7 protein-coding genes are annotated in these 8,662 nt (G+C 65.6%); all 7 read right to left on the bottom strand.

The features are described from left to right. The coding region (gene smc, locus AC1DT2_RS10870; protein WP_477296206.1) for a chromosome segregation protein SMC at positions 1–2,625 on the bottom strand (2,625 nt) is incomplete at its 3' end. Positions 2,626–2,771: 146 nt separating this feature from the next. Further along, positions 2,772–3,035, bottom strand: a complete 264-nt coding sequence (locus AC1DT2_RS10865) for a BolA family protein (RefSeq protein ID WP_063574327.1) — start codon at positions 3,033–3,035, stop codon at positions 2,772–2,774. Further along, positions 3,032–3,331 (bottom strand): YciI family protein, encoded by a 300-nt coding sequence (locus AC1DT2_RS10860; protein ID WP_063574326.1) that lies wholly within the window; start codon positions 3,329–3,331, stop codon positions 3,032–3,034. The genes AC1DT2_RS10865 and AC1DT2_RS10860 overlap by 4 nt, the downstream gene beginning before the upstream one ends. A 52-nt stretch (positions 3,332–3,383) precedes the next feature. Continuing rightward, positions 3,384–4,136, bottom strand: a complete 753-nt coding sequence (locus AC1DT2_RS10855) for a hypothetical protein (protein ID WP_477296205.1) — start codon at positions 4,134–4,136, stop codon at positions 3,384–3,386. A gap of 76 nt (positions 4,137–4,212) precedes the next feature. After that, positions 4,213–5,745 carry a lysine--tRNA ligase gene (gene lysS / locus AC1DT2_RS10850; protein WP_477296204.1) on the bottom strand — a complete coding sequence of 511 codons (1,533 nt, stop codon included), beginning with the start codon at positions 5,743–5,745 and terminating at the stop codon, positions 4,213–4,215. A 57-nt stretch (positions 5,746–5,802) separates the two neighbouring features. Next, positions 5,803–6,928, bottom strand: a protein-coding gene (prfB, locus tag AC1DT2_RS10845) for a peptide chain release factor 2 (RefSeq protein ID WP_477296203.1) whose coding sequence is annotated in 2 segments (ribosomal slippage) — positions 5,803–6,852 and positions 6,854–6,928 — 1,125 coding nt in all. Because the reading frame shifts where the segments join, the coding sequence is not laid out codon by codon here. Between the two features lie 167 nt (positions 6,929–7,095). Further along, positions 7,096–8,662: asparagine synthase B (gene asnB, locus AC1DT2_RS10840; RefSeq protein ID WP_477296202.1), on the bottom strand; the 1,567-nt coding region annotated here is incomplete at its 5' end.

The following is an 8,662-nucleotide window of genomic DNA, read 5'->3' as shown; positions in this document are numbered from 1 at the left end:
GGCGCGGCGCGCTTCCACGAGTTGCTTGTCGACCAGCAGGCGCTGGTCGAGGTAGGTCTGGCGTTCCTCCTCGAGTTCCGCGATGGGATCGGACCCGGCAGCGAGCTGCTGGTCGATCTCATCGCGGCGCGCGGTGACCTGGCGCAGCTGGGTGTCGAGACGGGCCAGGGCCTGCTCGAGCGAGGTCAGCGCCGCACGCTTGGACTCCATGCCGAGGGCGAGCTGGTGTGACTGGTCCGCCGCTTCGCGCGCATTGATGCGCGCTTCCTCACGCGCTTCGAGCAGTTCGCGACGCTCGTTCTCGAGGCCGCGACGCTCGTCTTCGCGGTCGCCCATGAGGCCGACGGCCTCGTCAAGACGGGAGCGCGCATCGCGCGTCTGGCTGGCGAGTTCGTCGACCTGCTCGAGAATGACGCTGATTTCGCCACCGACCTTTTCGGCACGGGCGCGCGCGGTTTCCATCTTGCCGCGATGACTCTGCAACTGGCCGGCCAGCTCGGAAAGCCGACGATGGGCCGCATACAGGTCGCGCTGGGCGTCGTCGCGCTGGCGTTCGGTCTCGAACTTGCGCGTGCGCAAGGTCTCGAGCTGTTCGGTCCATTCTTCGCTGGAGCCTTCCAGCGTTTCGATCTGCTCAGCCAGCTGGCGGATCTCGCGTTCGCGAGCCAGCACGCCGACCTGATTGCCCTGCGCGCGCAGCACCCGGGCCCAACCCGGACCCATCCACGCACCATCGCGGGTGATCACGGACTGGTGGGTGGACAGCGACGAAACTCGGGCCGCGGCGTCTTCGACGGAATCGGCGATGAAAACGTTACCCAGCAGCGCCATGGCTGCCACCGGTCCGCGTACATGAGCGGCCAGCGTACCGGCAGCGCCAGGACCGGCCTGCTCTTTCGCGAACAGCGCCACATCGGCGTTGCCGAGCGATTCGAATTCGGGGGTCAGCGCGGCGATGGCATCGACGAGAACGCCATCGAGCACGCCGCCGAGCACGGTCTCTACCGCGGATTCGTAACCGGCATCGACCTGGAGCGATTCGCCGAGACGGCGCGAACGATCGAGGCCGAGACGCGACAGCCAGCCGCTCGCGGCGGTTTCTTCCTGGCCCAGTGCCGCGCTTTGCAGCGCTTCGAGCGAGGCCTGACGGCCGCGTGCCGTCTGCAGTTGCTGCCGCGCTTCATTGAGCGAGGACTGCACCTGGCGTTCTTCGTCGAGCACGCGCTCGTAGGACACCTTGTGCTGGTCGAGGACGCCGCCGAGTGTTTCGACCCGCTCGCGCTGGGTGTCGTGTTCGATATCGAGTTGTTCGGAGGCGGCGTGAAGCGCATCGACATCGGTCGCGCGCTGTTCGGTCTCGAGCGCTTCCTTCCGGCGCGACAGGTCGACCGTCTGGCGATCGAGGTAGGCCAGCTTGGTCCGCTCGACTTCAGCGGCGCGACTCGACTCCGAGGCGCCGCGTGTGTGTGAATCCCAGCGCTGCTGCCAATCGGCCAGCTTCGTTTCGGTGGCGCGCTGTGCTTCGCCCGTTTCGTCCTGGATCTGCTGCAAGGCTTCGAGCTTCGGCTCGCCTTCGGCCAGGGCCATGCGCAGGGTTTCCACCTGTTCGCGGTCCGCGGTGATGTGGCCCTGCAATTCCTCGAACTCGCGCTCGGTGTCGGCGCGCGAACGTGTGAGGCGTTCGCTGAGGTCGCGGTTGTGGCGCACCTGCTGTTCGACGCGCGCGATCTCGGCGCCGACCTTGTACACCTCGCCCTGCACCTGGTTCAGGTGCTCGCTGGCGCCCTGATGGCGCTCGCGAACGGTTTCCAGCTGCGCTTCGATCTGGCGCTGGCCGGCGAGATGCTTGTCGATCTCCAGCTCGGCCTCACGCAGGCCCGAGCCCTCGCCCTCATGCTGGCGATGCAGCGTGCGGTATTCGAGCGCGCGCAGTTCGGCTTCGCGGTGGGTGTGCTCTTCCTTGAAGGCCTTCCAACGCTCGGCTGCACGGGCCTGGCGATTGAGGTGGTCGAGCTGCTTTTCCACCTCGTCGCGCACGTCGCGGACGCGGTCGAGGTTTTCGCGCGTGGCCTTGATCCGGCTCTCGGTTTCCTTGCGGCGTTCCTTGTACTTGGAGATGCCCGCCGCTTCCTCGAGATGGGTGCGCAGTTCTTCCGGCGCCGCCTCGATGATCTGGCTGATCATGCCCTGTTCGATAATCGAATAGCTGCGCGGTCCCAGGCCCGTGCCGAGGAACAGGTCGGTGATGTCGCGGCGGCGGCAGCGCGCGCCATTGAGGTGATACGAGGACTGGCCGTCGCGACTGACGATGCGCTTGACCGAGATTTCCGCGAAGCTCGCGTACTCGCCCTGGATGGTGCCATCGCTATTGTCGAAGATGAGCTCGACCGTGGCCTGGCCCACCGGCTTGCGCGCGCTGGAACCGGAGAAGATCACGTCGGTGAGCGAATCGCCGCGCAGGCGGCTGGCGGCGGACTCGCCCATGACCCAGCGAATGGCGTCGATGATGTTCGACTTGCCGCAGCCGTTAGGGCCGACGACGCCGGTCATATTGGTGGGCAGGTGCAGCGTGGTGGGGTCGACGAACGACTTGAATCCCGCCAGCTTGATCGTGGTCAGACGCATTATGGTTTCCGTTGGGACGCGGCCGAGGGCTCCGTTCGGGAGCCACCCCCTGGCTGATCGGTCACTTTGCCAAAGGGGGGCGGGGTGCGCAATACGCGAAGCAGCATGAGGTTAAAGCGCTAACCCATTGTTTTTCGGCCTAACGATCACTCTCCGGGAGCTTTTGCCTCGATCGCGAGGGCGTGGATGCCGTCCGGCATCATGTCGCCCAGGGCAGCGTAGACCATACGGTGGCGCTCGATCGGGTTCTTTCCGGCAAAGGCCGCGCTGACGATGCGGGCGAAGAAATGACCCTTGCCCTCGCCCGAGTGCCCGGCGTGCTTGTGGCCCTCGTCGATCACGTCCAGCTCGACCGGGGCCAGGGCCTCGGTCAGCCGCTGGCGGATGCGCTCGACTTTCTCGACCGTCACGGCAGGACCACGCGGAACGGGCGAACCGTCACTTCGCGGTACACGCCAGCGCCGATGTACGGATCGGCGTCCGCCCAGGCCTGGGCGGCCTCGAGGCTTTCGAACTCGGCCACGATGAGGCTGCCGGTAAAGCCGGCCTCGCCCGGGTCCTCGGCATCGATGGCCGGAAACGGGCCAGCCAGCTTCAGGCGGCCTTCTTCCTTGAGCGCCGAGAGACGGGCCACGTGGGCCGGGCGCACGGACAGACGCTTTTCGAGCGAGTTCGGGTGATCGATACCGGTGATGGCGTAGAACATGAGGGGCTCCGGTCAGTAGACCGCGCATTGTATCGGCGGACGGGCGCCGCCGTCAGGTCGGCTTCGCTGCCGCAGCCGCAGCCGCAGGCGCGCTTGCGGCCGGCGCCTGGACAGGCGCCTGCTTGCCGTCCTTGTCCCCGTCTTCCTCGTCGTCCTCGTCATCGTCCCGGTTAACCGGGTACAGCGCGAATGTCGTGCACTTCGGCGCGCTGAGGGCGTGGAACGCCGTACGCGCCGAGAATGCGTTCAACACTTCGCAGCGGTTCCCACGCAAGCCAGCCAGGAGAGTCTCGGCAGCGCTCGTGGCGCCGGGAACGCCGCCGGGCGACGCCTTGACCGAGCCCCGGCCCACCAGGGTGCCAGTCGCGGTATCGAACACGGAGAAGGACTGGTTCGCGGCCACATAGGAGACATGATCCTGGTAGACACGGTTCGACCGTGCCGGAGGGAGGACGACGCGGTACCGGCTACCGATCGACGCCTCGACGCCCTTGTCCGGCTCGACAGGCTTCGGCGCCTTGAGGTCGACTTTGTAATTGACGAAATTCACCTTTCCGTCCATCCCCTGCGCCTTGGTGATGAGCGCGGCCCCCATCTGACGGCAGGCGCTTTCGCCCATGGCCCTGTCCATGGCGCCCACGAAGCCGAGGAAACCGTCGTCGTCGAGCGGGCAATCCGGCACGTAAATCGTGGCCGGCAGCAGCGACTCGTCCAGCGGCAGTGGGGGCTTGATCACCGCCTGGCCGCAGCCGGCAACGAACAGAAGAACAGCCGCGAGAGACGGCACGCCAAGGCGGAAGCGCATAACGAGTCCTTTCGATAGGGGACGGGACGACCAGGGCGCGCCACCCCGGGGCGCCCTGGCGAAAATCAGAAGCCGGTCAGGCCTCGGGACGCATGGTCGGAAACAGCAGCACGTCGCGGATCGACGACGAGCCGGTCAGCAGCATCACAAGACGATCAATGCCGACGCCGAGACCGCCGGTCGGCGGCAGGCCGACTTCGAGCGCGCGGATGTAGTCGGCGTCGTAGTGCATCGCCTCGTCGTCGCCGGCGTCCTTCGCGTCCACCTGGGCCTGGAAGCGCGCGGCCTGGTCTTCGGAGTCGTTGAGCTCGGAGAAACCATTGGCGAGCTCCTTGCCGTTGATGAACAGCTCGAAGCGGTCGGTGATGCCCTTGTCCGTGTCGCTTTCGCGCGCCAGCGGCGAAACCTCGACCGGGTGATCGGTGATGAAAGTCGGCTGGATGAGCGTGTGCTCCACCGTCGCCTCGAACACTTCCAGCAGGAGCTTGCCCCAGCCGTAGCTCGGCTTCACGTGGATGCCGAGACGCGTTGCATGCGCAGCCATCGTTTCGCGGTCGCGCAGGTCGGCCGGCTTGATCTCGGGATTGAGTTCGAGCACGGCGTCTTCCATGCGCCAGCGACGGAACGCCGGACCGATGTCGATCGTCTCGCCGTCCCACTCGATCACCGTGTTGCCGACCACATCGGCGGCGGCCGTGCGGATCATGCCTTCGGTGATATCCATGATCTCGTGGTACGTGGCGTACGCCTGGTACAGCTCGAGCATGGTGAACTCGGGGTTGTGTCGCGTGGACACGCCCTCGTTGCGGAAGTTGCGGTTGATTTCGTAGACGCGATCGAAACCGCCGACGACAAGGCGCTTGAGGTAAAGCTCGGGCGCCACGCGCAGGAACAACGGGATATCGAGCGCGTTATGGTGCGTGGTGAACGGGCGCGCCGTCGCGCCGCCCGGGATCACGTGCATCATCGGTGTTTCGACTTCCATGAAGCGACGCGGTTCGGCTTCGAGCCAGCGACGCACATGACTGATGATCTTCGAACGCAGCGCGAAGGTGCGGCGCGACTCCTCGGTGACGATGAGGTCGACATAGCGCTGGCGATAACGCTGCTCGACATCCGCCAGGCCGTGGTGCTTGTCCGGCAGGCCGCGCAGCGACTTGGTGAGCAGGCGGATCGACTCGACCTTGACCGACAGCTCGCCGGTCTTGGTGCGCATGAGCAGGCCCTCGGCACCGACGATGTCGCCGAGGTCCCAGCGCTTGAATGCGTCGTAGCCTTCCTCGCCCAGGGTGCCCTGGTGGACGAACAGCTGGATGCGGCCCGTACCGTCCTGCATCTGCACGAAGCTGACCTTGCCCTGCCCGCGCATCAGGATGATGCGACCGGCGACAGTGACGCGCCGCGGTGCGCCCTCGATGGCCTCGGCCGTCCAGGTGTCCTTGTCGGCGAACTCGGCCTGCAGGTCACCCGCGAAGCTGTCCACCTTGAAGTCATTCGGGTAGGCAATGCCCTGTGCACGCAGCGATTTCAGTTTCTCGCGACGCTCGGCGATGAGGCGGTTCTCTTCGGCGGCGGTAACGGGAGTGTCGGCGCTGGTGTCGTCGGTCATGGTGTGATTCTGGCTTCGTGTATGGAGTACGGGGGCGCAAATACGCCCCCGGGAACATCAGGCATCGAGACGCTTGGAGCCGGCTTCGAGGCCGGACTTCAGGCTGGCTTCGACGAATCCGTCGAGATCGCCATCAAGCACCTTCTGCGTGTCGGTGCGTTCAAGACCGGTGCGAAGATCCTTGATGCGCGACTGGTCGAGCACGTAATTGCGGATCTGGYTGCCCCAGCCGATGTCGGACTTGGTCGCTTCCAGCGCGTCCCGCTCGACGTTCCGCTTCTGCACTTCCAGCTCATAGAGCTTGGCTTTGAGCATTTTCATCGCGCGGTCGCGGTTGGCGTGCTGGCTACGTTCTGTCTGGCAGGCCACGACCGTATTGGTCGGGACATGCGTGATACGCACCGCCGACTCGGTCKTGTTGACGTGCTGGCCGCCGGCGCCYGACGAACGGTAGACGTCGGTACGCAAGTCGGCGGGATTGATGTCGATCTCGATGTTGTCATCGACTTCCGGCGAAACGAACACCGAGGTAAAGCTGGTGTGCCGGCGGTTGTCGGAATCGAACGGACTCTTGCGGACCAGACGGTGCACGCCGATCTCGGTCTTCAGCCAGCCATAGGCATAGTCGCCTTCTACACGGAACGTGGCCGACTTGATGCCCGCGACGTCGCCGGCGCTGACTTCCATCATTTCGGTTTTCCAGCCGCGCGACTCCGCCCAGCGCAGGTACATGCGCAGGAGGATCTCGGCCCAGTCCTGGGCCTCGGTGCCACCGGCGCCGGCCTGGACATCGACGAAGGCGGCAGCAGAATCGAGTTCGCCCGAGAACATGCGCTGGAACTCCAGCTTGCTCACGCGGTTGTCGATCTTGTTCAGGTCGGTGACGATCGACTGCAGGGTCTCGTCGTCGCCGTCGGCGGCGGCCATCTCGAGCAGTTCTTTCGAATCCGCGAGCGAGCCGGACATCTCGTCGATGCCGGTGACGATGCCATCGAGCGTGGAGCGCTCGCGACCCAGCTCCTGCGCGCGCTTGGGGTCATCCCAGACTTTGGGATTCTCCAGCTCGCGGGTTACTTCTTCGAGGCGTTCTTTCTTGACTGCGTAGTCAAAGATACCCCCTAAGCGACTCGACGCGGCCCGTGAGGTCCGCAATCTGCGCGAGGATCGGATTGGTCTCGATCATGGTTGGCTTGCCTGCTGGTGCGGCACGGAATCGTGCCGGCTAAAGCGGCTAATCGTAACAAATTCAGCGGTGCCCTGCTCCTGTGGGAGCCGCTTCAGCGGCGATGGGGTGATTGCCTCACCCTGGCCCGCTGTCGCGGGATCGCCGATGAATCGGAGCGGTGTGTCTCAGGCTGGGAGGGCCTCCTGGTGGATGCCGCGGACCGACCGGCCGGAGGGATCGGCGGCAGCGGCAAAGGCGGGATCCCACTCGAGGGCGGCCGGCGACGAGCAGGCGATCGACTTGCCGCCCGGCACGGTGGCCGCGCAGGCCTCGCCGGGGAAGTGCTTTTCGAAGAGCGTCCGGTAGAAGAAGGCCTCCTTGGTGGCTGGGGTGTTCAGGGGAAAGCGTGCCCCCGCCGCGGCGAACTCGCGATCGGAAACCATGGCCTCCGCGTGCGCCTTGAGCCCGTCGATCCAGCCGTAGCCCACACCGTCACTGAACTGCTCCTTCTGCCGCCAGAGGATTTCCTCGGGCAACGCACCTTCGAAGGCTTCGCGCAGGATGCCTTTCTCGATGCCCTTTCGCGCCACCATCTTCGCTTCGGCGTCAAAGGCCATGGCGATATCGAGGAACTCGGTATCCAGGAAGGGCACGCGTGCTTCCACGCCCCAGGCGGACATGGACTTGTTCGCGCGCAGGCAGTCGTAATAGTGCAGCGCGTCCAGCTTGCGGATCGTTTCCTCGTGGAAAGCCCGGGCCGAAGGCGCCTTGTGGAAATACAGGTAGCCGCCAAAGATTTCGTCCGAGCCCTCGCCGGACAGCACCATTTTCACGCCCATCGCCTTGATCCGCCGGGCCAGCAGGAACATGGGTGTGGAGGCACGGATGGTGGTGACATCGTAGGTTTCGATGTGGCGAATCACCTCGGGCAACGCGTCCAGGCCTTCTTCGAAGGTGTAGCGGAAGCCATGGTGCACGGTACCCAACGCTTTGGCGGCGACCTCGGCGGCCGCAAGGTCCGGCGAACCTTCCAGGCCAATGGCGAACGAATGCAGGCGCGGCCACCAGGCCTCACCGCGATCGTCTTCCTCGATACGGCGACGCGCGAAACTGGCCGCCACAGCGGCAACGAGCGAGGAATCCAGGCCGCCGGAGAGGAGCACACCGTACGGCACGTCGGTCATCATCTGCCGATGCACGGCGGCTTCGAAAGCGGCACGGAGATCCTTCGGCTCGATCGAATGTCCCGCCGTGGCGTCGTAATCGCGCCATGCGGGCGTCCAGTAGCGCACCGCCGCGCCCACCTCGCTGTCGTAAACATGGCCCGGCGGGAAAGGTGCCACGTCCGCGCATACCCCGACCAACGACTTCATCTCCGACGCCACGCAGAGGCGCCCTGCCCGATCATGGCCCCAGTAGAGCGGGCACACGCCAAGGGCATCACGTGCGATCAGGAAACGGCGACGGCCGGCGTCCCACAGGGCGAAGGCGAAAATACCGTTGAGCTGGCCAAGGAAGTCGGCACCATGCCGGCGATAGAGCGCGTTGATGACTTCGCAGTCCGAGCCCGTGGTGAAGGCGTAGTCACTCGCGGCGCGAAGTTCGCGGTGGTTGTAGATCTCGCCGTTCACGGCCAGCGCGAGGTCGCCTTCCGGCGAACGCAGCGGCTGGGCGCCGCTCGCGGGGTCGACGATGGCGAGGCGCTCATGCACCAGGATCGCGCCCTGGTCGACGTAGACGCCACTCCAGTCC

The organism is Luteibacter sp. P4_E6 (assembly GCF_056401535.1).
Note: the sequence above shows the minus strand (reverse complement) of the source record. Positions and strands in the feature narration are given on the sequence as shown.